Origin of the sequence: Serratia sp. CY31944 (genome assembly GCF_052169175.1) — a bacterium.
Lineage (GTDB): Bacteria > Pseudomonadota > Gammaproteobacteria > Enterobacterales > Enterobacteriaceae > Serratia > Serratia sarumanii.
The window spans coordinates 90,807-114,063 of the sequence record NZ_JBJNLG010000011.1; the positions used below are offsets into that span (position 1 = coordinate 90,807).

Here is a 23,257-nt window from a genome sequence, read left to right on the forward strand (position 1 = left end):
CGAAGCTTAAGCGTGCGTTTCGCGTTTAAAGTAGCTGACGATCCCCTGAGCGATCGCCGTGGCAATTTTATTTCGGAATGCGGGGGTGCCGAGCAGCCTTTCTTCCTCAGGGTTGGTGATGAAAGAGGTTTCCACCAACACGGAAGGAATATACGGGGATTTTAAGACCACGAAGGCCGCCTGTTCGGTATTTTTGGCATGCAGATGATGAATGGGCGCAATATGTTGAATCAGGTGCGAGCCCAGCGTCAGGCTTTCTTTGATCGTTTCCGTCTGCTCCAAATCAAACAGTATCTTCTGCAAATAGCGGTCTTTCTTGATGACGTTAGGGCCGGCGAGATCGTCCGCCGCGTTTTCACTGTTCGATAAGTATTTCGCCATCGCGCTGCTGGCGCCTTTATTGGAAAGCGCAAAGACCGAAGCGCCGCAGGCGCTGGGGCAGGTAAAACCGTCGGCGTGGATAGACATGAAAAGATCCGCACCGTGCCGGTGCGCGATCTCCACCCGATCGTAAAGCGGAATAAAAACGTCGCTGTCGCGCGTCAGGCGGGCATCGATGCCGTGTCGATCGAGCTGTGCACGCACATTTCTGGCGATCGCCAGAACGACATGTTTTTCCAGCGAACCGGTGTGGCCAATGGCACCGGAGTCGATGCCGCCATGACCGGGATCCAACATGACCAGGAATCTTTTTCGCGCCCCCTGAGGTTTGGGGCGCGGCAGGCCGTGGGCGTGAGCCAGCGGGGAAACGGCGCCGTTCAGCGCCAGGGCCGCCAGCCCTGCCAACATCATTCTGCGGCGAGATAACCGGGTGTTCAAAAGGTCCGTCTTAGCCATAAGGTTAACCAGCATAAAAGGAAAGGGTGTTTTTGTTATAACATAACAATTTCACGCGCCAGCGGGGTTGTCTGTTAGCGGCTGTTACTTTTAATGTCATTCCTTAAATTCACTGGTTTTTTATACTGCATTTATTTTGTTTATTGAATATTCGTATTGCTATTAATTTGTTTTGTATTTGTTAATTCTTATTTTGACACACTATTTAATCTAATATTTCAAATGAGATTTATTCTCCTCTTTAATTGATATGTTATAACGTAATTACTAAAACGGATAAAAAACGGGGTCTTTGCCGCCGGCATGAAGTCACTCACGTTTTTGGAGCGTTAACATGACTTTTAAACACCAGGAAAAAGAGACATTAAATATATTCGCCGTTCTCGCCGTCTCGTTAAGCACGGTTATCGCCATGCTCGACAGTACCATCGCCAACGTGGCGCTGCCGGTGATCGCCAAAGATTTCGGCGTTTCCGAATCGGCCTCCATCATGATTATTAATGCCTACCAGTTTGCCGTCGTGGCCTCTTTGATGCCCTTCGCGGCGCTGGGCCGCGCGGTGGGCAATAAAAAAATCTTTATGGCCGGGGTGGTGCTGTTCGCTTTTTCATCCCTGGGCTGCGCGCTGTCCACGACGCTGGAGATGCTGACGGCATTCAGGGTGATACAGGGCTTCGGCGCGGCGGCGGTGCTCAGCGTCAATGCGGCGCTGATCAAGGAGATATACCCGGCAAGGCTGCTTGGGCGCGGCCTGGGCATAAACGTGATGGTGGTGTCGGTTTCCGCCGCCGCCGGGCCATCCATCGCCTCGGCGATACTTTCTCAAACGAGCTGGAACTGGCTGTTTACCATTAATGTTCCCATCGCCTGCCTGTCGCTGCTGCTGAGCGTGATATTCCTGGGTTCCCGCGAGCGGCGCAGCGTTGGGTTCGACAGCGGGGGCGCCCTGTTGGTGTTTGTGCTGTTTATCGCTTTCTCGCTCAGCACCATGAGCATGACCACTCACCATCTGCCGGCGGCGGCGCTGAGCTTTGCGGTATTCGCCGGGCTGGCCGGGTTGCTGTACATCAATCAAAAAAGAAAGGCCGACGCCGCGCTGATCCCGATCGCGATGCTGCATAACCCGACGCTGTCATTGTCTTTGCTGATGTCGATGCTGTCCTACAGCACCCAGCTTTTGGCCTATGTTTCGCTGCCTTTTTATTTTCACAACGTCCTGCAAAGAAACGTGGTGGAAATCGGTCTGTTGCTGACCGCCTGGCCGCTGGCCACCATGGCGTCTTCGCTGATTTCCGGCGATTTGGCCAAGAAGTACGATCCCAATCTTGTTGCCCTCTCGGGCCTTGCCTGTCTGCTGGCAGGCATGCTGCTGATGGCCAATCTGCCGAGCGATCCGTCGAATGGGGCGATCGTATGGCGCGTGGCGCTGTGCGGCATCGGTTTCGGCCTGTTTCAATCACCGAACAACCTGTTGATCATGACGTCGGTCTCCCATGAAAACAGCAGCATCGCCAGCGGCCTGTTGGGCAGTTCCCGGCTGATTGGGCAAATCGTCGGTTCGGCGTTGGTGGCGATTTTCTTCAACATGCGGGGCGCGCAAGCGACGAATATCAGTTTAATGGCGGGGGCGGCATTCTCGTTCCTTTCTCTGGTCGTGAGCTATATGCGCTTCAAGTCCGCCGTTACGTTAAAAACCAGTAAATAGAAGCACGAGGTTTCCCATGCGATTTATCCCATTAGTGCCGTTGGTTATCGGCATGGCGGCGTTTTCCCTTGCCGGCTGCACGACCTACCACGACGTGGCGTTGCAACAAAAAGAGACGGGGCTCAATAGCCAATATTACCTGCTGCAGCCGCCGGTCTATGTCGGCGACCGGTTGAAATATGGTCTGAAGGACGGCAGCGGCGGCGAGTTGACGGTGGCTAAGGTTGAACCAAAAGACCTGGTCGCCGACAGCGGAAAAATCATTCCCCTGTCGCAGCTCTCTTTCCTGCAACGAAAAGACCTTTCCACAGGAAAAACCGCCGCGTTGGTCGGCGGCGGCGCGGTCGCCACCACGGCAATCGTCTTTGTGGCCGGGATAACCATCATGGCCGCCGGCATCGCCGCGTCGGCCTAACGCAGCCCATCGCCGCACGCCGCCGAGCGTGCGCACAGGAGGCACCATGTGCGTCACAGTGAAATTTATCGCCACCGCGCTGCTGGCAATATTCGCCTTGCCGACGGCGCCTTGCGCCAGCGGTAGTCAGCCGGCGGCGGCCGAACGTCCGCAGAGCGCAGCGGTGCAAAAGTTGCCTGGCCACTATCAGCGGATCGTCATCACCGGCAACTGCCCCTTCGGCGTGATCCTGGCGAACGAGGCGGCCTACCGGCACGTCGTCGGCGTGGGGCCCTGGGCGTTCATGCATGCCGATATGCATGTGTTGAAGGACATGAAGCCTGACATCGGCAGGATCACCTCCGCCTTCATCAATAAGGACTACCGGGTCAACATGGAGTCGTTAATGAATCTACGGCCCGACATTATTTATTACTACGGCAAAAGCCAGGACGATCGGCTGGAAAGGGCGGGCGTGATGACCGTCGATCTGGATGCCGGCGGGAAGACAAAGTACCTACCGATGGTCACCCAGATGTATTGGGAAAATACCTTCGCCGACACGCTCGGCCTGCCGCGCATGCACAAATTCAAAGACGCCTGGGAAAAGACCCTGAAGCAGATCCGCCCCTATGCCGCAGCCATCCGCGCGCAGCACGTCAGGGCGTTGTATCTCGAAGAAAGCGACGGCAGGCAGCTGAAGGTGAGCGGCCCGCATACCTACGGCGACACCTACCTGAAAATGGCCGGTATGGACAACGTCGCCGGGGATTTGCCGGTGAAAGGGGATGCCGGCAGGTACATCAACGTTTCGATGGAGCAGATCATGGCCTGGGATCCGGATGTGATTTTCGTGGTTTTCGGCAGCGCCAAAGCGCTGCTGCACGGGGGGATCCCCGGCCAGGCCTGGGAGACGCTCAGGGCGGTAAAAAACGGCAAGGTTTTCTCGACGCCGGTGGGCATTCATAACTGGGGGGGCCTGTCGGCGGAAACGTCACTGCTGCCGCTGTTTATGATCAACCGCTATGCCCCTGAAGATATTAGCGACAAGACGCTGCGGGAGGAGACGCGCCGCTATTATCAGACGATGTTCTCCTATGCGATCCCGGACCGTTTGTTGGATGAGGTGCTGGCACAGCGCTAGCACCACGGTTGAATTGCGTTAGTGGGTTGGAGGAGCTTGGGGATGCCGGGCAGAGGAAAATATATGGCGATCATGGTAGGGCTGTTTTTAGCCTTGTGTGTGGTTGCCGTCGCATCACTGTTTGCCGGCCGTTACGCCTTGTCGGCACATGACGTGCTGCTGATTTTATGGCAGGGGAACATGCCGGGGGAAAACCAGGCCCACTATTCGGTGATTTTTAACCTGCGTGCGCCGCGGGTGGTGGCGGTGATGCTGGTGGGCGGCGGGTTGGCAGTCGCCGGCGCGACCTTTCAGGCGGTGCTGAAAAACGCGTTAGCCAGCCCGGACGTGCTGGGCACGTCTTCCGCCTCCGCCTTTGGTGCTGCGCTGGGCATTTTATTGAGTTTGCCTTTTGCCCTGAGTTCCCTGCTGTCGTTTCTTTTCGGCGTGGTGAGTTTGTTGCTGGTGCTTGGCATTTGCCGCCTGAAACGCCGGCAGGATGCGCTGACGACGATCCTGTCCGGCATGATTATCGCGTCGGTGTTTATCGCGTTTGTCTCGGCCATCAAATATGTCGCCGATCCGCAGGATACCTTGCCCGCCATCGTCTTCTGGCTGATGGGCAGCTTCGCTTCGGTGGCGAAAGCGCAGGTCTATTGGCTGATCCCGCTGTTTGCGGCGTGTTACCTGACTATCTACCGGCTCAGGTGGAACATGAACATTCTCTCGCTGGGGGACGACGAGGCGCGCATTGCCGGCCTGAATCCGCCCCGGCTGAAGATCCTGCTGCTGATCGCCGCCTCCTTGCTGGTTTCCGCCTCGGTGAGCTTGGCCGGCGTGGTGGGGTGGGTTGGCTTGGTGATCCCCCATTTGGTGCGAAGCGTGTTGGGGTATAACCACGGTCGCCTGATCCCAGCATCGGCGCTCGGCGGCGCGTTGTTTTTGCTGGTTATCGACAATATTGCGAGAGGCGCCACCTATACGGAAATTCCAATCGGCATCCTGACCGCGCTGATCGGCGCGCCGCTTTTCGCGGTGCTTTTTATTCTGGGGAATCGATATGATCACCGCTAGCCGGCTAGCCTTTGGTTTCAAGGGGCGGGAGCCCATTTTCGACAACGTCAGCTTCGAGCTTAAGCGCGGCGAGATCCTCAGCGTGCTGGGCCCGAACGGCGCCGGCAAAACGACGCTGCTGAGAAATATTGCGGGCCTGTGTCGACCCAGCGCCGGCAGGTGCGAGATCGGCCGCGTCGATAATCGAGAGGCGCGCCTGGCCTACGTGCCGCAGGCGAAGGCGCCACATTTTTCCTATGGCGTACTCGATTTTGTCACTTTCGGCTGCGCCCACCAGGCGGGATGGTTCGCCGGGCCGCGGCGGCAAGATTTCACCAGGGCGCAGGCGGTGTTGCACGCGCTGGAGATCGCGCCGCTGGCGCAGAAAAATATCAACCAGATCAGCGGCGGTGAACTGCAGATGTGTTATTTCGCCAAGGCGCTGGTAGCAGATCCCGACGTCATGATCCTCGACGAACCGGAATCGAATCTGGATTTTTACAATCAGGCCAAAATGATCGAGATGCTGTGGCGCCTCGCCAAAGAGCGGCAGATGACGATCGTGCTGAATACGCATTTCCTCAATTACGCCGAACGCATCTCCGACAAGTGTTTACTGATGGCAAAACGACAGTCGCTGTTTGGCGTTAAAAGCGCAGTGCTGCAGGAAGATATCCTGGAGCGCTATTTCCGGGTGCCGGTCAGAAAATGCCGCTATGAACACCAGGGCGCCAGCGAAGAAACCTTTATTATCGCTCTACGCAATCTCGCCTGAGTTTCGGCTGCAAGGATTGCTTGAGGGATATCCCTCATTGCGGCCCCGCCGGCGGTTATTTAAGCTGAAAGGGCAACGTAACGGTGAATATGGAGATAATCATGACTGATTCAGTGTCCAACGATCGTAATCCCACCCCGGATGTGGCGGAAGACAACGCGTTCTTCCCATCACCTTACTCCCTCAGCCAGTACACCTCGTCCAAAACCGACTTCGCGGGCGCCAGCTACCCGAACGCCTATCGCGGCGGCAAGTGGAAGGTGCTGATGATCGCCTCGCAGGAGCGCTACCTGCTGATGCAAAACGGCAAGTTCTTCTCCACCGGCAATCACCCGGTCGAGATGCTGTTGCCGATGCATCACCTGGATCTGGCCGGTTTCGAGATCGATATCGCCACGCCGTCCGGCGATCCGGTGAAGCTGGAGATGTGGGCGTTCCCGCAGGAGGACGACGCGGTCAAGGCCACCTACGAGAAGTACCGCAGCCAGCTCAAGCAGCCGAAAAAGCTGACGGAAGTGGTGAAGGATCTGGATGGCGGCAACTACCTCGGCGTTTTCATCCCCGGCGGCCACGGCGTGCTGAATGATATTCCGTTCAGCGAAGAGGTGAAAAAGACCCTGCACTGGGCGCACGACAACGATCGCTACGTGATTTCGCTGTGCCACGGGCCGGCCGGTTTGCTGGCGGCGGGCATCGGCGAGAGCAAAGAGGATTTCCTCTATCGCGGCTATGAGATGTGCGTGTTCCCGGACTCGCTCGATACCGGCGCCAACATCGACATCGGCTATATCCCCGGCCCGATGCCCTGGCTGGTGGGCGAGCGCTTGCGCGAGCGGGGCGTGAAGATCGTCAACGCCGACATCACCGGCAAGGTGCATAAAGATCGGCGCCTGCTGACCGGCGACAGCCCGCTGGCTTCCAACAACCTCGGCAAGCTGGCGGCGGAGACGCTGCTGGCCGACGTCGCCGCGCGATGAGTGACGAGATCGCGCAGCGCGCTTTCCAGACGGCGCTGGCGATGCACCACGAGCGAACCCTGTCCGCCATTCAGGGGCGGGTTCGCGCCTTCGCCGCACCGTTCGGCTTCGATCGCTTTGTGCTGTTTTCCGCCTCCGCCGCGGCGGAGGCGGGGATCGAGCATATCTATTGGGTCGAGGGCGACTGGTTCGGCGACGGCGAGGCCGTCGATGCGCTGACCTACGTGCGGCACTGCCCGGTGACCCGGCATATGCTGCGGGTCAGCGAGCCGTTTTTCTGGACCAAGACCCGGGCGCAGCAGGGCGAGCGCTACCGGATTGTACGCACGCCGCGCGGCGTCGGCCTGCACGGCGTGCAGATCCCGGTGTTCGGCCCGGCCGGTTTGGAGGGCGCCGTCAGCCTGGGGGGCGATCGCATCGACGCCTCGCCGCCACCGCCGCCTGCAGCGCATGCGTCTCGTCGCTGAAGGTCAGCCCGGCTTCCACGTTCAACCCTTCCGGCCCGTAGCGCCGCCGCCAGTTTTCCCAGGTCGGCGCGTCGGCGGGCACCTGCCGATGTTCCACGTGAAACAGCGTTACCCGCCGCAAATCCTCGCTGCGCTTCAGCGCCAGCGCCGGGCTGGCCACCACGATAAAGCGATCCTCATGCAGCAGGGTGCAGTGCAGATCGGTTTCCGGCGTTTCGCGGTAGCGGATGGCGACGTCTACGGTGCGCTGGTTGAGATCGACGCGCTCGACGCTGGTGTGCAGGCGCAGATCGATGGCGGGAAACTCCGCCTTGAAATCCGCCAGGCGCGGCACCAGCCAGTGGGTGAGAAAATTGGAGGTGGTGGTGACGGTCAGCGCCGGCGGCTGTTGGGCGCGGGTGATTTGGGCGACGGACTGCTCCAGCGCGGCAAAGGCGCGCTGGGTGCCGGCATACAGGATCTCGCCGGTCTCGGTCAGGCTGACGCCCTGCGCGCTGCGCTCGCACACCCGGCATGCCAGCACCGACTCCAGCAGCTTGATCTGATGGCTGACCGCCGTCGCGCTGACGCCCAGCGCCTCGGCGGCCAGTTTGAAGCTGCGGCAGCCGGCCACGGCGTGGAAGGCGCGCAGCGCGCCCAGCGGCGGCAAACGGGGTTTTCTCATGGCTGAGTTATTCTCATCTAAGGCTGAAAACTATGAGTTTGTCTGACCGATTATACAAGAGATAGGCTACTGACATGTGAACAGGGAAGTGAATTTATTTCATCATTTCCACCATGTCGGGAGTTAACGATGAGCATATATGTCAACAACGGCGCCCTGGGCGCCATGGAACACACGGGAACGGCGGCGAGCGGTCTGGCGCTCAGCGTGCCGGTCGCGGCGGGCGCCTTGCTGCTGAAGACCGAAAGCCTGCTGGGCATCGGCGCAACGCTGATGCTGCTAACGGCATTGGCGCTGGCGTTTCTCGGCGGCGCCGCGCTGGCCCGCTGGCAGCCGCTGAGGAAGCGGCCTGCGCTGGCTATGCTCCGCTACGGTTTTTTGCTGGCGGCGGCGGGGTGGCTATTGACGCTGCTGATGCTGTTCGGCGGCCATGATTGGCCGGCCCTGCTGGCGGGCATCGCCCTCGGCGGCCTGGGGCAGGGCGTGGCCTACCGCACGGCGGTAGGGGAAGGGGCGTTCGCTGTGGCGTGCAGGCTGGCGACGGTGGTGACCATCGTGGCCGTGTTGGTTGCCGCGTTGCTGATTCAAACCTACGCCGCGCCGGGCGCGAGAGGAGGCTGTTTCGCGCTGGCGTTGCTGGTCGATCTGGCGCTGTTGGGGGCGTTGATGGCGCGGGTTGCGGAGCGGGATGGCGCCTGAGACAGTGCGGAGGGCCAAAGGCCTGCCTGGGGACGGGGCGGGCTTTTTGGTGTTTGCGGAGATTGTTGAGTAGGTGATCCGACGGTTGGTTTTGTGGCATGAACGGACGCTACCTACCTCAAGGTAGCGTTTGCCATACCGAACAAGCCTCAGTGCGACGAAACAAATATCGAGGCAGGCTGCGCGGGCGGAATGGCGAAGTGACGCTGCATGCGTTTTATCTCCTCTGCCGGTGGCAGGCCAAACAGACGTTTGAATTCGCGATTAAATTGCGATGGGCTTTCATAGCCAACGGCGTAACTCGCGGCGGCGGCGGTGATTTGTTGGCGCACCATCAGCATCCGTGCCTGGTGCAGGCGTACCGATTTCACATACTGCATCGGCGGCATCTTCGTTATCGCTTTGAAATGGCTATGAAAGGTCGGCACGCTCATGCCGGCCTTCATCGCCAGCTGCGTCAGCGTTAGCGGCTCCGCGTAAGCGGCATGGATGTGCTGCAACGCTTTGCCGATTTTGCCAAACTGGCTCTGCAAGGCCAGCGCGGCACGCATGGCGTTGCCCTGTGCGCCTGTCAGCACGCGGAAATAAAGCTCACGCAGCCGCGTCGGGCCGAGGATCGCCGCCTCTAGCGGGTCAGCCAGGGCTTCAAGTAAGCGAAGAACGGCCATTTTTACCCTGTCGTCCATGGGGCTCGACATCATGCTTTGCGGCGCGACGGGAGGGTGCGGGGCGCCATGCTGTTCAATCTGCAACATCAGTTCAGCGGCAAGCTGAAAATCCAGATGCATATAAATCGCCAGCAGCGGATGTGCTGCCGACGCATCGGTTTCCATCACAAACGGCACCGGCACCGAAACCGCCAGGTAGTGCTGCTCATCATATAAATAGGTCTGCTGGCCGAAATAGCCACGTTTGCTGCCCTGACAGACAATCACGATCCCCGGATCGTAAAGCACCGGCGTTCTGGCAAGCGGGCGATCGGATCGCAAAATTCGCACATCAGGTAGGGCAGTGAGGTTGTATCCCTCTTGCACCGCAAGTCTATTCATCAGGGCAATCATGTCGTACATCCCACCACCTCATAAAATCAGGCAAGAAAAAGAGAAGATACGGCCTAAAAATGCGGCAGTACAGAGAATACCATGCAACCTTCATGGTTCATGGGAGTTCTTTGTATGGCATCTGTAAAAACGATTTTAATCACCGGCGTCAGCAGTGGCTTTGGTCAGGCGCTGGCGCGGGAAGCCCTCGCCGTAGGGCATCGGGTTGTAGGGACGGTGCGCAACAGCGAAGCACTGCAGGCATTCGGCGCGCTCGATACGCAGCGGGCTTTTGGCTATCTGCTTGATGTCACGGACGTTGAACGTATTGATGAGGTGGTTGGAGAGATAGAGTCCGCCGTCGGCCCGATAGATGTGCTGGTGAACAATGCCGGTTACGGCCATGAAGGCATACTGGAAGAATCCCCGCTTGCAGAGCTGCGCCGCCAGTTTGACGTCAATGTGTTTGGCGCGGTGGCGATGATCAAAGCCGTGCTGCCGGGCATGCGCCAGCGCCGTCGCGGCCACATTATTAATATCACCTCAATGGGCAGCTTCATTACCTTACCTGGTATCAGCTATTACTGCGGCAGCAAATTTGCACTGGAAGGGATATCAGAAACGTTAAGCAAAGAGCTTGTCCCGTTCAACATACACGTGACCGCAGTAGCGCCCGGCTCGTTTCGGACGGACTGGGCCGGGCGCTCAATGGTACGTAGCCCTCGCCGTCTCCCGGACTATGACGCGTTATTTGAACCTGTTCGTCAGGCGCGTCAGGAAAAAAGCGGCAAGCAACTCGGCGATCCCGTGAAGGCGGCTCACGCCATGCTGGCATTGATCGAGAGCCGGAACCCACCCACGCATCTGTTGTTAGGCAGTGACGCATTAAGTTTGGTGCGGCAAAAGCTTGAGGCGTTAGGCAAGGAAATTGAACAGTGGGAGAAACTTACCCGTTCAACGGATGGCTGACCGGTTTCGGGTAGGGAGTGTGCAGGGGATAATTGAGTATAACCGCCCAACAGCAAAAAGCCCGCTCGGGTTTCCCTGAGCGGGCTTCTCTAAATATGGCTCCTCTGACTGGACTCGAACCAGTGACATACGGATTAACAGTCCGCCGTTCTACCGACTGAACTACAGAGGAATCGTGTGAACGGGGCGAATAATAGCGAGGCGCCGTCGGCATGTCAAAGGCGGATTACACATTCTGTGACTGTTTGCTTACAGAATGCGCAACCCGTTGAGTTTTTTGGCAGATTTAGCCCTCGGGCGCCCGCTGCAGGCGCAGCTGATAGCGGTAAACGCCGGCGGTGAGCAGGTAATCCCGGTGCACGCTCGGGCTCCAGGAATCGTCGCCGCCCACCCCCATGTGGAAGCCGTCCAGATGCAGCCAGGTGCCCGCTTCCGGCTGCAGCAGGTGCTGGTGGCTGCAGGCCATCAGCTGTTGCAGGCCGTAGCGGCTGAGCGAGAAGTGGAAGCGGCCGTCGATGCGCCAGCCGCCGTAGCGCAGGCTGCGGGTGTCGCAGCGCAGGCCGTTCTCGCCGGGGAAAATATACGGCGTGTGCAAATCTGCCAGCGGCAGGCGCCAGCGCCCGTGCTGCGCGGCCAGGCGGCGATCCGGGTAATTCTCGTGCGGGCCCAGGCCCAGCCATTCCGCCTGTGGCTGCACCGTCGCCAGTTGGCAGTGCAGGCCGATGCGCGCCGGCGGCGGCAGGGCGTCGGCCACCTCGACCTCCACGCTCACGTTCACCGCGCCCAGCGCATCGAATAGCCACTGTTTGCGGCCGATCAGCAAAATTTGCCCGTCTACGCCGAACTGGTGTTCGCTCACCACCTGCACGCCGTTTTGCAGCGCATCGGCCTGCAGCCGCGTGCAGCGTTCCTCCAGCCGGTACAGGCCCGCCAGCTTCCAGCGTTCGATCCAGGCGTTGGGATCGATATGGTCCGCCTCGCTGACGCCGATGTCGTTATCGATCGGCGCGCGCGCAAAGCCGTCGCGCAGAGGCGTCAGCAGCTGCGGCTGCTCATTCTGCCACCACTGCGTCAGGTGGCCGCTGCTGCGCTCGAAGCGCCAGCGCTGGTCGCCGTGGGTGAGGGTCAGCCCCTGATCGTCTTCAATCAGCGTTGGCGGCACGCCCTGCGCCGGCGGCGGCGCGGGATGCAGCGCGCGCGGCACCCGCCACTGATCCCAGGCGCAGCGGTGGTGCGCTTCGGACCAGTCGGTGGCCTGCGGCTGCACCACCTCCACGTTCAGCCACAGCTCGCCGGGCTGATGCAGCATCGGCAGGCGGTCGAGCAGGGTGAAGCTATGGCTGCCCTGCGGCGGCAGCGCCAGATCGAAGCTGCCGCTGGCGCGCTCCACGCCGTCCAGCTCCAGCCGCCAGTTGAGCTGCTCGTTGTCGGTCTGGCGGAACAGGTAATCGCTGGTGACGGTCAGCGTCAGCGAGGCGGCGTCGAAGGCGAAGCGGAACAGCTGCTGCGCCCGCTGCGCTTCGAACAGCGCCGGGTGCGGGGTGCGATCCGCGAACACCAGCCCGTTCAGGCAGAACTGGCGATCGTTGGGGGTATCGCCGAAGTCGCCGCCGTAGGCCCAGAACTCTTCGCCCTGTGCGTCGCGCTTGATCAGCGCCTGATCGACCCAGTCCCAGACAAAGCCGCCCTGCAGGCGCGGATGTTCGTGGAACGCGCGCCAGTAACGCTCAAAACCGCCGAAGCTGTTGCCCATCGCATGGGCGTATTCGCACAGGATCAGCGGCCGCTGTTCCTCCGGCAGGCCGATCCACTTGCCGATCGCCCATTTGGGCACCGCCGGGAACGGCTGATCCTGATCCACCCGCGCATACATCGGGCAGATGATGTCGGTAGCGGCGGTGTCGGCGCCGCCGCCTTCATATTGCACCGGGCGGGTCGGATCCTGGCTTTTCACCCAGCGGTACAGCGCGTCGTGGTTCACGCCGTGGCCGGACTCGTTGCCCAGCGACCAGATAATGATGCAGGGGTGGTTGCGATCGCGCTGCACCATGCGGGTGACGCGCTCGCTCATCGCCGGCAGCCACAGCGGATCGTCAGCCAGGCGGTTCATCGGCTGCATGCCGTGGGTCTCGATATTGGCTTCGTCCACCACGTACAGCCCGTAGCGATCGCACAGCCGATACCACAGCGGGTGGTTTGGGTAATGCGAGCAACGCACCGCGTTGAAGTTGTGCTGTTTCATCAGCAGGATGTCGTGGCGCATCGTCGCCTCGTCCATCACCTGGCCGTGGCGCGGATGATGCTCGTGGCGGTTAACGCCGCGGATCAGCAGCGGCTGCCCGTTGAGCTTCAGCAACCCGCCGCTGATGTCCACCTGGCGGAAGCCGACGTCATAGGCCTCCACCTCGATAATCTCCCCCTCGGGCGAGAGCAGGGCGACGGTGGCGCGATACAGCGCGGGCGTTTCGGCGCTCCACAGCGCCGGGCGTTCTACCGGCAGCCGCAGCGTGACGCGATCGTCATAGGCGCCGCGCTCGTCCACGATCTCGCTGCCGAGCGGCTGGGTGCGTTCGGCCACCCGCGCGCCATCGCGCCACAGCTGAATCTGCACCTGCAGCGGGCCGGGCCGGCTGGCGCGCGCCGTCACCACCAGTTCGCCGCGGGTAAAGCTGTCATGCAGCGGCGTGGTGATGCGCACATCGCTCAGGTGCGCGGCGGGTTTGTGCAGCAGGCTGACGTCGCGGAAGATGCCGCTCATGCGCCACATGTCCTGATCTTCCAGATAGCTGCCGTCGCACCAGCGCAGCACCATCACCGCCAGCCGGTTTTCACCCGGCTGCAGCCACGGGCTGAGATCGAACTCCGCCGGCAGGCGGCTGTCCTGCGAATAGCCGACCCAGTGGCCGTTGCACCACAAATAGAACGCCGAGTTGACGCCGTCGAAGATGATGCGCGTCTGGCCGGCGACCAGCCAGGCCGGATCGACGCTGAAGGTGCGCGAGTAGCAGCCGGTCGGGTTGTCTTCCGGCACGCGCGGCGGATCGACCGGGAACGGGTAGCGCACGTTGGTGTAAATCGGCGCGTCGTAGCCGGCGAGCTGCCAGTTGCCCGGCACCGCCAGCGGGGCGGCGTCCGGCAGATCCTGCTGCAGCCAACTGTCCGGCGCCGCCTCTGGGCGCGGGAAATAGCTGAAGCGCCACTCGCCGTTCAGCGAGCGGCGGCTGGCGCTGGGGGCATCGTCGCGCGCGTCTTCCACCGTGCGCCAGCTGGCGAACGGCGGGTGGGCGTCCAGCCGGCGGTAGTGGGTGCAGGCCAGGTTTTGCCAGTCACGGCGGGCGAGGATCTCGGTCAGGGAAGCAAGGGGCGCAGCGGGCATCGGCGATCGTCCAGTCGGCTAGGTGATGCTCACCAAGATGCTGACCGGCGCATAAAAAGTAAAGCGGTTACACGCAACCTTGCAAGGGCGATCAAATAACCGCTAATGCGGTTCGCCGGCGCGGTAGATCCGCTGCGGGCGGCCGACCTTGCCGTAAATGATCTCGGCGCGCAGCTGCTGCGCGGCGGTGCAAAACTCCAGATAACGGCGCGCGGTGGTGCGGCTGAGCCCCATTTTTTGCGCAACGCTTTCAGCGGTGTGGCGCGCGGCGGGTTCGGCAAACAGCGCGCGGACCTTGCCCAGCGTCAGCTCGTCGATGCCGGCGGGCAGCGCCGCCTGCTGTTCGCCGCGGGCGTAGGTGTTGAACATCTCGTCGATGCGGCGCTGGTTGAGGCGCGCTTTGTCCTTCAGCGCTTCGCGACGCTGGCTGAAGCGCTGCAGGGTCTGGCTCAGCCGGTCATAGGCCAGCGGTTTGATCAGGTAGTCGAATACGCCGTAACGCAACGCCTCGGCCACGGTGGCCATGTCGCTGGCGGCGGTGATGAACACGATGCCGCCGCGATACCCGCTCAGCGTCAGTTCGCGCAGCAGGGTGATGCCCTGGCCGTCGGGCAGAAAGTTGTCCAGCAGGATCAGGTCCGGCTTGAAGCGCTCGGTCATGGCGCGCGCCTGCGCCAGCGTGCCGGCCAGCCAAATCTGGCGGCAGCCGCCGTTCTGGCGGATAAACTCCGCGTGCATCTCCGCCAGCGGCGTTTCGTCTTCAACGATCAGGATGTTCAGCCATTCCATAATGAAACCTACTATTGCAATCAAGATGCTAAATGAATGTAAGTAAATTGCGGCGCCAAATAAAGATTATCTCAATAATAAACACCATAAGATTAATTAAGCAAATAAAGAACATTAAATAACTTATTAACCGGGATCGGTTTGTGAAATAGGTCAATAATCGGCGTTTTTTTTCTGTTTACCATTAATTTATTGAACGCAAAGTCGCGTTTATCTGCATGGTTTTTAAGGTTTTAATTACCCTTGTCGATGTTAATTAAAATGCCTTTTTGTATTTAATTTGTTGTTTGCCAGTTAACCCAGAGAGCGTGTTATGTTAGGCGATGCCGTATTTAATCGGGTAAAGCGATCGGATCATAAAGCGATTTCGGAAATAAGCGCCTTCTTGCGCAGTAACGATCTGAATATCGACACCACGGTTGAAATATTTATTACCGTTACCCAGCACGACAAATTGGTCGCCTGCGGCGGCATCGCCGACAATATTATCAAATGCGTCGCCATCAGCCCGCTGATGCGCGGCGAAGGGTTGGCGCTGGCGCTGGCGACCGAGCTGGTGAACCTGGCCTACGAGCGCCACCACACCCAGCTGTTTATCTACACCAAGGTGCAGAACGAGCCGCTGTTCCGCCAGTGCGGTTTCTACCCGATCGCCACCGTGCCGGGTATCGTGGTGCTGATGGAAAACAGCCCGTGCCGCCTGAAGCGCTACGCCGCCCAGCTGGCGAGCCAGCGCCGGCCGGGCGACACCATCGGCAGCATTGTGATGAACGCCAACCCCTTCACCCGCGGGCATCAGTATCTGGTGCGTCAGGCGGCCAAACGCTGCGACTGGCTGCACCTGTTTCTGGTGAAGGAAAACACCTCGCGCTTCAGCTATGAAGACCGCCGCCGGCTGGTGCTGGCCGGCACCGCCGATATCCCCAACCTCACGGTACACGAAGGCTCGCAGTACGTGATCTCGCGCGCCACCTTCCCCTGTTACTTCATCAAGGATCAGGGCGTGGCCGACGACTGTTACACCGAAATCGATCTGAAGATCTTCCGCCAGTATCTGGCGCCCGCGCTGGGCATTACGCACCGCTTCGTCGGCAACGAGCCGTTCTGCGCGGTGACCGCGAAATACAACCGCGACATGCGTTACTGGCTGGAAACGCCGGCGCTGCCCAGCCCGCCGATCGCGCTGGTGGAAATCGAGCGTTTGCAATATCAGGGCACGGCGATCTCCGCCTCCTGGGTGCGCAAGCTGCTGGCGGCGGGGGACTTCCACGCCGCCGCGCCGCTGGTGCCGCCGGACACCCTGTACTACCTGCAGGATCTGCAAACGCAGCGCCGGGCCAAGGCGGCCCCGCATCCTTTTGAGTCCGCACAATCAGGTGAATGATGAAAATTATCCGAGAAGCAATGGCCGGCACGCTGGAATCCAGCGATGTCATGGTGCGCATCGCGCCTGCCGAGGGGCCGCAGCACGATCTGTTGATCGCCAGCAGCGTGGAAAAACAGTTCGGCGCGGCGATCCGCCACACCCTGCTGGAGGTGCTGCAGCGCTATGAAGTGGAGCCGGTGCAGGTGATCGTCGACGACAAGGGGGCGCTGGACTGCGTGCTGCGCGCCCGGCTGGAAACCGCGCTGATGCGCGCCTGCGAGGGCGGCCAACTGCCGTGGGAGGCGAAAGATGAAAACGCTGAATAAAACCCGGCTGCGCCGCAGCATGCTGTTCGTCCCCGGCGCCAACGCGGCGATGGTCAGCAACGCCTTTATCTACCAGGCCGATGCGCTGATGTTCGATCTGGAAGACTCGGTTGTCCTGCGTGAAAAAGACGCGGCGCGCCGGCTGGTGTACCACGCGCTGCAGCACCCGCTGTACCAGGAGGTGGAAACCATCGTGCGCGTCAATGCGCTCGACTCTGCCTACGGCCTGGCGGACCTGCAGGCGGTGGTGCGCGGCGGCGCGGACATCGTGCGCCTGCCGAAGACCGACAGCGCGCAGGACGTTGTCGACATGGAACGCGAGATTGCCGCCATCGAAGCGGCCTGCGGGCGGCCAGTCGGCAGCACCGGGCTGCTGGCGGCGATCGAATCGGCGCAGGGCATCACCAACGCGGTGGCGATCGCGCACGCTTCGCCGCGGCTTATCGGCATCGCGCTGGGGGCGGAAGACTACGTGCGCAACCTGCGCACCGAGCGCTCGCCGGAGGGCATCGAGCTGCTGTTCGCCCGCTGTTCGCTGCTGCAGGCGGCGCGCGCCGCCGGCATTCAGGCGTTCGACACCGTCTATTCAGACGCCAATAACGAGGCCGGCTTCCTGCAGGAAGCGGCGCTGATCAAACAGCTCGGCTTCGACGGCAAATCGCTGATTAACCCGCGCCAGATTGAGCTGCTGCACAACCTGTACGCGCCGACCGCCAAAGAGGTGGCGCACGCGCAGCGGGTGGTGGATGCCGCCGAAGCGGCGGAGCGGGAAGGGCGCGGCGTGGTGTCGCTCAACGGAAAAATGGTCGACAGCCCGGTGATTGAGCGCGCCCGGCTGGTGCTGGAGCGCGCCGCGCTGTCCGGCTTACGGGAAGAACCGGCGCAGCACGGGGAGGAAGCATGATGAACCGCCAACAACGATTGATGACCTTCGCCAACCCGGCGGATCTGCCGGGCTATCAGGACGTGTCCAAAGCCAATCTGCAGGCGCGCAAACCGCGCGATCTCAAGCTGTGCGACTCCTTGCAGGAAGCGGTGCGCCGCAGCGGACTGCAGGACGGCATGACCATTTCCTTCCACCATGCGTTTCGCGGCGGTGATTTGACGCTCAATCAGGTGATGGAGACGCTGGCGGCGATGGGGTTCCGCAACCTGACGCTGGCGTCCAGCTCGCTGACCGACTGCCATGCGCCGCTGGTTGAGCATATCCGCCACGGCGTGGTGAGCCGCATTTACACCTCCGGGCTGCGCGGCCCGCTGGCGGACGCCGTTTCGCGCGGCCTGCTGGCGGAGCCGGTGCAAATTCACTCGCACGGCGGCCGGGTCAACCTGATCGAATCCGGCGAGCTGAAGATAGACGTGGCCTTCCTCGGCGTGCCGGCCTGCGATGAGTTCGGCAACGCCAACGGTTACAGCGGTGAAGCCTGCTGCGGCTCGCTCGGCTATGCGCGGGTGGACGCCGAGGCGGCGGGCACCGTGGTGCTGCTGACCGAGCAGCTGGTGCCGTATCCGCATCATCCCGCCAGCCTGGCGCAGGATCGGGTGGATCTGATCGTGCAGCTGGAGCGGGTGGGCGACGCCGACAAGATCGGCGCTGACGCCACGCGCATGACCTCGAACCCGCGCGAGCTGCTGATCGCCCGCCGCGCCGCCGAGGTGATCGCCGGTTCCGGCTACTTCACCGAAGGCTTCTCGCTGCAAACCGGCACCGGCGGCGCCTCGCTGGCGGTGACCCGGTTCCTGGAGGACAAGATGCGCGCCCGCGGCATTCGCGCCGCGTTCGCCCTCGGCGGCATCACTTCAACCATAGTGGATCTGCACGAGAAAGGGCTGATCGGCAAGCTGCTGGACGTGCAGAGCTTCGATCGGGCGGCGGCGACTTCGCTGGCGCGCAACCCGCGCCATATCGAAATCAGCGCCAACCAGTACGCCAACTTCAGCTCCAAGGGCGCCTCTGTTGATCGGCTCGACGTGGTGGTGCTGAGCGCGCTGGAAATCGACACCGGCTTCAACGTTAACGTGCTGACCGGCTCCGACGGCGTGCTGCGCGGCGCGTCCGGCGGCCACTGCGACACCGCCGCCGCCGCGCGGCTGGCGATCATCGTTGCGCCGTTGGTGCGCGGGCGCATCCCGACGCTGGTGGAGCAGGTGACTACCTGCGTCACGCCGGGCTCCAGCATCGACATTCTGGTGACCGACCACGGCATCGCCGTCAACCCGGCGCGGCCGGAGCTGGCGCAGCGCCTGCGGGAGGCCGGCCTCGAGGTGGTGAGCATCGACTGGCTGCGCGCCCGCGCGCTGCAGCTGACCGGCGAACCGCAGCCGATCGCCTTTACCGACAAGGTGGTGGCGGTGGTGCGCTACCGCGACGGCTCGGTGATCGACGTGGTGCATCAGGTGGCAGAGTAGCCGATGGCTGCCGTCGATCCCCAACTGGCCGCCGAACGCGCGGTCAGTCTGCCGGAGTTGCTCACCAGCCGCGAATGCCGCCAGGCGCGCCAGCAGGCGTGGCTGGCGCAGCACCAGTGCACGCTGCTGGTGCTGACGCTGGTGGTGCCCGGCCCGGTGAAGGACAGCGCGCTGACGCGCGGCATCTTCAACCTGGGGTGGGCGGCGCTGCTGCGGCTGTGCGCCGAACAGGGTTGGCCCAGCCCGCAGGCCGAGGCGCTGGCGCTCGCCACCGGTTGCGAAGGGTTTGTCGCGCTGCGCGCCGATGCTCAGCGGGTGAAGGACTGCGCCATGCAGCTGGAGGTGAGCCGCCCGATCGGCCGGCTGTGGGATATCGACGTGCTGGATACGCAGGGGCGCATTTTGTCGCGCCGCGACATCGGCCTGCCGGAACGGCGCTGCCTGCTGTGCGGCCAACCGGCCAAGATCTGCGCCCGCCAGCGGCGGCACAGCAGCGAGCAGCTGCTGCATGAAATGGAAAGGATGTTCAACGATGCGATCTCTGCCGATTAACCTGCCCGTCCACCGTGCCGAACCGGCCTGCGACTTCGCCCGCGCCGCTTTCCGCGCGCTGCTGGTGGAGGTCAACCTCACACCCAAGCCGGGGCTGGTGGATCGCCATAATACCGGCGCCCACCGCGACATGGATCTCGGGCACTTCTATCGCAGCGCCCGCGCCATCGGCGTGTGGCTGCCGCGCTTTATCCAACGCGGGCGCGAGGACGCCGCTTTGCCGGCAGAGCAGCAGCTGGCGCGGCTGCGGCCGCTCGGCCTGGCCTGCGAAAACCAGATGTTCCGCGCCACCGGCGGCATTAACACCCACAAGGGCAGTGTGTTCTCGCTCGGGTTGCTGTGCACCGCCTTCGGCCGCCTGCAGCAGCAGGGCCGCGCCATCGGCGCCGAAGCGCTGTGCGCTGAGGTGGCGGCGATGTGCCGGGGGCTGGTGGATCGCGAACTGCGGCGCAACAACGCCGGGCAGACCGCCGGCCAGCGGCTGTTCGCCGCGCACGGGCTGAGCGGCGCGCGCGGTGAGGCGGAGGCCGGTTTCCGGCTGGTCATTGACGGCGCGCTGCCCCTGTATCGGCAACGGCTGGCCGCCGGCGGCGATGAACAGCGGGCGCTGCTGGACAGCCTGCTGTGGCTGATGGCCCATAACGACGACACCAACGTCGCCTCGCGCGGCGGCCTGCACGGGCTGCGCTGGCTGCGGCGCCGGGCGGCATTGCTGCTGGCGCAGGGCGGCTCGGCGGGGGAGGCGGGCCTGGCGCGCCTGCGGCGCTTCGATGCCGACTGCATCGCCCGCAACCTCAGCCCCGGCGGCAGCGCCGACCTGTTGATAGTGACCTGGCTGCTGGCGCAGCTGGGTGCCCAAGAATAATAACCAAGCCTTCAGGAGAGTCCCTATGTCCCAAACCCAGGAAAAGATCTGGAAAGCGATAGCGCCGCTGGCGGTGCTCGCGATCCTGTTATTGATACCGGTGCCCGACGGCATGCCGCCGCAGGCCTGGCACTACTTCGCCATCTTTGTGGCGATGATCGTCGGCATGATTCTGGAGCCGATCCCGGCCACTGCCATCAGCTTTATCGCAGTGACCGTCAGTGTGCTGAGCGCCAACTGGGTGCTGTTCGGCGCGCAGGAGCTGGCGGAGCCGGGCTTCAAAGCCGGTAAAGAGGCGCTGAAATGGGGGCTGGCGGGCTTCTCCAGCACTACCGTCTGGCTGGTGTTCGGCGCCTTTATCTTCGCGCTGGGCTACGAGGCCACCGGGCTGGGGCGGCGCATCGCGCTGTTCCTGGTGAAGTTCATGGGCAAGCGCACGCTGACGCTGGGCTATGCGGTGGTGATCATCGATATCCTGCTGGCGCCGTTCACGCCGTCCAACACCGCACGCACCGGCGGCACGGTGTTCCCGGTGGTGAAAAACCTGCCGCCGCTGTTCGATTCTTTCCCCAACGATCCCTCTTCACGCCGCATCGGCGGTTACCTGATGTGGATGATGGTGGTCGGCACCAGCATCAGCTCCTCGATGTTCGTCACCGGCGCCGCGCCGAACGTGCTGGGCATCGAGTTCGTCGGCAAGATCGCCGGGGTGCACATCAGCTGGATGCAGTGGTTCCTGGCGTTCCTGCCGGTCGGCCTGCTGCTGCTGATCGTTGCGCCGCTGATCTCCTACTACCTGTACAAACCGGGCGTGACCCACAGCAGCGAAGTGGCCGCCTGGGCGGATACTGCGCTGGGGGAAATGGGCAAGCTGACGCGCAAGGAATACACCTTGATCGGCCTGGTGCTGCTCAGCCTGTGCCTGTGGGTGTTCGGCGGCAAAATGCTGGACGCCACCGCGGTGTGTCTGCTGGCGGTGTCGCTGATGCTGGCGCTGCACGTGGTGTCGTGGAAAGAGATCACCAAATATTCCAGCGCCTGGAACACGCTGGTTAACCTGGCGACGCTGGTGGTGATGGCCAACGGCCTGACGCGCTCCGGCTTTATCGACTGGTTCGCCCAGACCATGAGCACCCACCTGGACGGCTTCTCGCCGAACATGACGGTGGTGGCGCTGGTACTGGTGTTCTACTTCGCCCACTACCTGTTCGCCAGCCTGTCGGCGCACACCGCCACCATGCTGCCGGTGATCCTGGCGGTCGGTAAAGGGCTGCCGGGCGTGCCGATGGAGCAGCTGTCGATGCTGCTGGTGCTGTCGATCGGCATCATGGGCGTGCTGACGCCGTACGCCACCGGGCCGGGGGTGATCATCTACGGCTGCGGCTACGTGAAGTCGAAAGACTACTGGCGCCTGGGCGGCATTCTCGGCGTGGTGTACATCGCCGCGCTGCTGCTGATCGGCTGGCCGATCATGAGCCTGTGGTACTGAGTTGACGCACAGCGGCCGCCGCCCGGTGGCCGCTGGTACGATCCTTTCCCGTGAACCCTGTCACACACTTGTCACACTAACCCCGCCATCATACTCGGGCAAACGCTAACACCTTAAAAATAATCATTTTCCGGGAGCCTCTGCGGATGAGAAAAAAAACGTTATTGCTGTGCCTGCCTTTGCTATTCACCGGGAACGCGCTGGCGGAAGCCGGCGGTTATCAGCTGGAACAGGTGCTGGTGATGAGCCGCCATAACCTGCGCGCGCCGCTGGCCAACAACGGCAGCGTGCTGGCGCAGTCCACGCCGCAGGCCTGGCCGGCCTGGGAAACGCCGGGCGGCCAGCTGACCACCAAGGGCGGGGTGCTGGAAGTGTATATGGGGCACTATTTCAACGCCTGGCTGAAGCAGACCGGCCTGTTGCCGCAAGAGGGCTGCCCGACCGCCGGCAGCGTGTACGTCTATGCCAACAGCCTGCAGCGCACGGTGGCCACCGCGCAGTTCTTCAGCAACGGCGCGTTCCCTGGCTGCGACGTCGGCGTGCATCATCAGGACAAGATGGGCGAGATGGATCCGACCTTCAACCCGATCATCACCGACACCAGCGAGGCCTTCAACCAGCAGGCGCTGGCGGCGATGAACGCCGCGCTGGGATCGCTGAAGCTGGACGCGGCTTACCAACAGCTGGCGAAGATCATCGACTACAAGGATTCCGCCGCCTGCAAGACCGACAAACACTGCGACCTGAGCAAAGAAGCCAGCGTGATGAGCGCGGTGCCGGGCAAAGAGCCGGGCGTCTCCGGCCCGCTGCGGGTGGGCAACTCGCTGGTGGACGCCTTTATGCTGCAGTACTACGAAGGATTCCCGATGAAAGAGGTGGCCTGGGGCAAAATCGCCACCCCGCATCAGTGGCAGCAGCTGGCGCAGCTGAAAGACGGCTATCAGGACTCGCTGTTCACCTCGCCGGTGGTGGCGCAGAACGTCGCCAAGCCGCTGCTGACCTACATCAACAATGCGCTGCTCGGCGAGCGCAAACCGGACGCGCCGAAGCTGACGGTGCTGGTCGGCCACGATTCCAATATTGCCTCGCTGCTGTCGGCCATGCAGTTCCAGCCGTATCAGCTGCCGCAGCAATACGAGAAAACGCCGATCGGCGGCAAACTGGTGTTCCAGCGCTGGCGCGACGCGCAGAACGACCGTGAATTGCTGAAGATCGAGTACGTCTATCAGTCCACTGAGCAACTGCGCAAGGCGACGCCGCTGACGCTGCAAACCCCGCCGCAGCGCGTGACGCTGGCGCTGAAAGGCTGCCCGATCGACAAAGACGGCTTCTGCGCCTGGAGCGATTTCGAAAAGACCATGAAAGGCATCTTGTAATGCCCA

Annotated in this window: 21 protein-coding genes, 1 tRNA gene and 1 pseudogene; 17 read left to right on the forward strand and 6 right to left on the reverse strand. The window is 62.1% G+C overall.

Annotated elements, in window-relative coordinates:
- Window positions 1-6: 6 nt before the first annotated feature.
- Window positions 7-837: an N-acetylmuramoyl-L-alanine amidase AmiA gene (gene amiA / locus ACJ8IN_RS13180; protein ID WP_049211354.1), complete on the reverse strand. Its 831-nt coding sequence runs from the start codon at window positions 835-837 to the stop codon at window positions 7-9.
- Between the two features lie 334 nt (window positions 838-1,171).
- Here amiA and ACJ8IN_RS13185 point away from each other — a divergent pair, with 334 nt between their 5' ends.
- From ACJ8IN_RS13185 to ACJ8IN_RS13215, 7 genes are all read left to right on the forward strand, one after another.
- Complete coding sequence (locus ACJ8IN_RS13185) at window positions 1,172-2,542, forward strand: MFS transporter (RefSeq protein WP_041035867.1); 1,371 nt, start codon at window positions 1,172-1,174, stop codon at window positions 2,540-2,542.
- Window positions 2,543-2,558: 16 nt separating this feature from the next.
- Window positions 2,559-2,957 (forward strand): hypothetical protein, encoded by a 399-nt coding sequence (locus tag ACJ8IN_RS13190; RefSeq protein ID WP_223181972.1) that lies wholly within the window; start codon window positions 2,559-2,561, stop codon window positions 2,955-2,957.
- 46 nt (window positions 2,958-3,003) lie between these two features.
- Window positions 3,004-4,080, forward strand: a complete 1,077-nt coding sequence (locus tag ACJ8IN_RS13195) for an ABC transporter substrate-binding protein (protein WP_308325883.1) — start codon at window positions 3,004-3,006, stop codon at window positions 4,078-4,080.
- A gap of 63 nt (window positions 4,081-4,143) precedes the next feature.
- Window positions 4,144-5,133: a FecCD family ABC transporter permease gene (locus ACJ8IN_RS13200; RefSeq protein ID WP_308325882.1), complete on the forward strand. Its 990-nt coding sequence runs from the start codon at window positions 4,144-4,146 to the stop codon at window positions 5,131-5,133.
- Window positions 5,120-5,887, forward strand: coding sequence for an ABC transporter ATP-binding protein (locus tag ACJ8IN_RS13205; protein ID WP_049195268.1), 768 nt, complete (start codon window positions 5,120-5,122; stop codon window positions 5,885-5,887). The genes ACJ8IN_RS13200 and ACJ8IN_RS13205 overlap by 14 nt, the downstream gene beginning before the upstream one ends.
- Before the next feature lie 101 nt (window positions 5,888-5,988).
- Window positions 5,989-6,864 carry a glyoxalase III HchA gene (hchA, locus tag ACJ8IN_RS13210; RefSeq protein ID WP_033654929.1) on the forward strand — a complete coding sequence of 292 codons (876 nt, stop codon included), beginning with the start codon at window positions 5,989-5,991 and terminating at the stop codon, window positions 6,862-6,864.
- Window positions 6,865-6,905: 41 nt separating this feature from the next.
- Entirely contained in the window at window positions 6,906-7,331 is a 426-nt protein-coding gene (locus tag ACJ8IN_RS13215) for an autoinducer binding domain-containing protein (protein ID WP_442519503.1), read from the forward strand.
- Here the strand turns inward: ACJ8IN_RS13215 and ACJ8IN_RS13220 are convergent.
- Window positions 7,288-7,995: pseudogene (locus tag ACJ8IN_RS13220) on the reverse strand (LysR substrate-binding domain-containing protein); the annotation flags it as partial. The gene ACJ8IN_RS13215 and the pseudogene ACJ8IN_RS13220 overlap by 44 nt on opposite strands.
- A 129-nt stretch (window positions 7,996-8,124) precedes the next feature.
- Between ACJ8IN_RS13220 and ACJ8IN_RS13225 the strand changes: the two are divergent.
- A complete protein-coding gene (locus ACJ8IN_RS13225; RefSeq protein WP_033647933.1) occupies window positions 8,125-8,694 on the forward strand; it encodes a hypothetical protein in 570 nt (189 codons plus the stop codon).
- A gap of 149 nt (window positions 8,695-8,843) precedes the next feature.
- Here the strand turns inward: ACJ8IN_RS13225 and ACJ8IN_RS13230 are convergent, their stop codons facing one another.
- Window positions 8,844-9,764, reverse strand: coding sequence for an AraC family transcriptional regulator (locus ACJ8IN_RS13230; RefSeq protein WP_308325880.1), 921 nt, complete (start codon window positions 9,762-9,764; stop codon window positions 8,844-8,846).
- Window positions 9,765-9,869: 105 nt separating this feature from the next.
- Here ACJ8IN_RS13230 and ACJ8IN_RS13235 point away from each other — a divergent pair, with 105 nt between their 5' ends.
- Entirely contained in the window at window positions 9,870-10,703 is an 834-nt protein-coding gene (locus tag ACJ8IN_RS13235) for an oxidoreductase (protein ID WP_308325878.1), read from the forward strand.
- 96 nt (window positions 10,704-10,799) lie between these two features.
- Here the strand turns inward: ACJ8IN_RS13235 and ACJ8IN_RS13240 are convergent.
- The 3 genes from ACJ8IN_RS13240 to dpiA form a co-directional block, all read right to left on the reverse strand.
- Window positions 10,800-10,875 (reverse strand) — tRNA-Asn (locus ACJ8IN_RS13240).
- Between the two features lie 114 nt (window positions 10,876-10,989).
- On the reverse strand, window positions 10,990-14,079 hold the full coding sequence (locus tag ACJ8IN_RS13245; RefSeq protein WP_308325877.1) for a beta-galactosidase: 3,090 nt from the start codon (window positions 14,077-14,079) through the stop codon (window positions 10,990-10,992).
- Window positions 14,080-14,181: 102 nt separating this feature from the next.
- Window positions 14,182-14,868 carry a two-component response regulator DpiA gene (gene dpiA / locus ACJ8IN_RS13250; RefSeq protein ID WP_021505854.1) on the reverse strand — a complete coding sequence of 229 codons (687 nt, stop codon included), beginning with the start codon at window positions 14,866-14,868 and terminating at the stop codon, window positions 14,182-14,184.
- Window positions 14,869-15,181: 313 nt separating this feature from the next.
- Here dpiA and citC point away from each other — a divergent pair, with 313 nt between their 5' ends.
- From citC to agp, 8 genes are all read left to right on the forward strand, one after another.
- A complete protein-coding gene (citC, locus tag ACJ8IN_RS13255) occupies window positions 15,182-16,252 on the forward strand; it encodes a [citrate (pro-3S)-lyase] ligase (RefSeq protein ID WP_004940809.1) in 1,071 nt (356 codons plus the stop codon).
- Window positions 16,252-16,560 carry a citrate lyase acyl carrier protein gene (citD, locus tag ACJ8IN_RS13260; protein ID WP_019452464.1) on the forward strand — a complete coding sequence of 103 codons (309 nt, stop codon included), beginning with the start codon at window positions 16,252-16,254 and terminating at the stop codon, window positions 16,558-16,560. The genes citC and citD overlap by 1 nt, the downstream gene beginning before the upstream one ends.
- Window positions 16,544-17,464: a citrate (pro-3S)-lyase subunit beta gene (gene citE, locus ACJ8IN_RS13265; protein ID WP_049272699.1), complete on the forward strand. Its 921-nt coding sequence runs from the start codon at window positions 16,544-16,546 to the stop codon at window positions 17,462-17,464. The genes citD and citE overlap by 17 nt, the downstream gene beginning before the upstream one ends.
- On the forward strand, window positions 17,464-18,969 hold the full coding sequence (gene citF, locus ACJ8IN_RS13270; protein WP_308326151.1) for a citrate lyase subunit alpha: 1,506 nt from the start codon (window positions 17,464-17,466) through the stop codon (window positions 18,967-18,969). The genes citE and citF overlap by 1 nt, the downstream gene beginning before the upstream one ends.
- Window positions 18,970-18,972: 3 nt before the next feature.
- Window positions 18,973-19,521, forward strand: a complete 549-nt coding sequence (citX, locus tag ACJ8IN_RS13275) for a citrate lyase holo-[acyl-carrier protein] synthase (RefSeq protein ID WP_060436473.1) — start codon at window positions 18,973-18,975, stop codon at window positions 19,519-19,521.
- Complete coding sequence (gene citG, locus ACJ8IN_RS13280; RefSeq protein WP_197846195.1) at window positions 19,502-20,386, forward strand: triphosphoribosyl-dephospho-CoA synthase CitG; 885 nt, start codon at window positions 19,502-19,504, stop codon at window positions 20,384-20,386. The genes citX and citG overlap by 20 nt, the downstream gene beginning before the upstream one ends.
- Window positions 20,387-20,411: 25 nt before the next feature.
- Entirely contained in the window at window positions 20,412-21,875 is a 1,464-nt protein-coding gene (locus ACJ8IN_RS13285; protein WP_033647927.1) for an anion permease, read from the forward strand.
- Window positions 21,876-22,021: 146 nt separating this feature from the next.
- Entirely contained in the window at window positions 22,022-23,251 is a 1,230-nt protein-coding gene (agp, locus tag ACJ8IN_RS13290; protein WP_308325876.1) for a bifunctional glucose-1-phosphatase/inositol phosphatase, read from the forward strand.
- Window positions 23,252-23,257 lie beyond the last annotated feature (6 nt).

Bases quoted from the DNA above. Each gene is read 5' to 3' on its own strand.
- citD (WP_019452464.1), top strand. From the start codon at position 16,252: ATGAAAATTATCCGAGAAGCAATGGCCGGCACGCTGGAATCCAGCGAT.
- citE (WP_049272699.1), top strand. From the start codon at position 16,544: ATGAAAACGCTGAATAAAACCCGGCTGCGCCGCAGCATGCTGTTCGTC.
- ACJ8IN_RS13285 (WP_033647927.1), top strand. From the start codon at position 20,412: ATGTCCCAAACCCAGGAAAAGATCTGGAAAGCGATAGCGCCGCTGGCG.
- citG (WP_197846195.1), top strand. From the start codon at position 19,502: ATGCGATCTCTGCCGATTAACCTGCCCGTCCACCGTGCCGAACCGGCC.
- ACJ8IN_RS13195 (WP_308325883.1), top strand. From the start codon at position 3,004: ATGTGCGTCACAGTGAAATTTATCGCCACCGCGCTGCTGGCAATATTC.
- ACJ8IN_RS13205 (WP_049195268.1), top strand. From the start codon at position 5,120: ATGATCACCGCTAGCCGGCTAGCCTTTGGTTTCAAGGGGCGGGAGCCC.
- citX (WP_060436473.1), top strand. From the start codon at position 18,973: ATGGCTGCCGTCGATCCCCAACTGGCCGCCGAACGCGCGGTCAGTCTG.
- ACJ8IN_RS13225 (WP_033647933.1), top strand. From the start codon at position 8,125: ATGAGCATATATGTCAACAACGGCGCCCTGGGCGCCATGGAACACACG.
- ACJ8IN_RS13230 (WP_308325880.1), bottom strand. From the start codon at position 9,764: ATGTACGACATGATTGCCCTGATGAATAGACTTGCGGTGCAAGAGGGA.
- hchA (WP_033654929.1), top strand. From the start codon at position 5,989: ATGACTGATTCAGTGTCCAACGATCGTAATCCCACCCCGGATGTGGCG.
- agp (WP_308325876.1), top strand. From the start codon at position 22,022: ATGAGAAAAAAAACGTTATTGCTGTGCCTGCCTTTGCTATTCACCGGG.
- ACJ8IN_RS13200 (WP_308325882.1), top strand. From the start codon at position 4,144: ATGGCGATCATGGTAGGGCTGTTTTTAGCCTTGTGTGTGGTTGCCGTC.
- citC (WP_004940809.1), top strand. From the start codon at position 15,182: ATGTTAGGCGATGCCGTATTTAATCGGGTAAAGCGATCGGATCATAAA.
- ACJ8IN_RS13185 (WP_041035867.1), top strand. From the start codon at position 1,172: ATGACTTTTAAACACCAGGAAAAAGAGACATTAAATATATTCGCCGTT.
- ACJ8IN_RS13245 (WP_308325877.1), bottom strand. From the start codon at position 14,079: ATGCCCGCTGCGCCCCTTGCTTCCCTGACCGAGATCCTCGCCCGCCGT.
- ACJ8IN_RS13215 (WP_442519503.1), top strand. From the start codon at position 6,906: ATGCACCACGAGCGAACCCTGTCCGCCATTCAGGGGCGGGTTCGCGCC.
- amiA (WP_049211354.1), bottom strand. From the start codon at position 837: ATGGCTAAGACGGACCTTTTGAACACCCGGTTATCTCGCCGCAGAATG.
- dpiA (WP_021505854.1), bottom strand. From the start codon at position 14,868: ATGGAATGGCTGAACATCCTGATCGTTGAAGACGAAACGCCGCTGGCG.
- citF (WP_308326151.1), top strand. From the start codon at position 17,464: ATGAACCGCCAACAACGATTGATGACCTTCGCCAACCCGGCGGATCTG.
- ACJ8IN_RS13235 (WP_308325878.1), top strand. From the start codon at position 9,870: ATGGCATCTGTAAAAACGATTTTAATCACCGGCGTCAGCAGTGGCTTT.
- ACJ8IN_RS13190 (WP_223181972.1), top strand. From the start codon at position 2,559: ATGCGATTTATCCCATTAGTGCCGTTGGTTATCGGCATGGCGGCGTTT.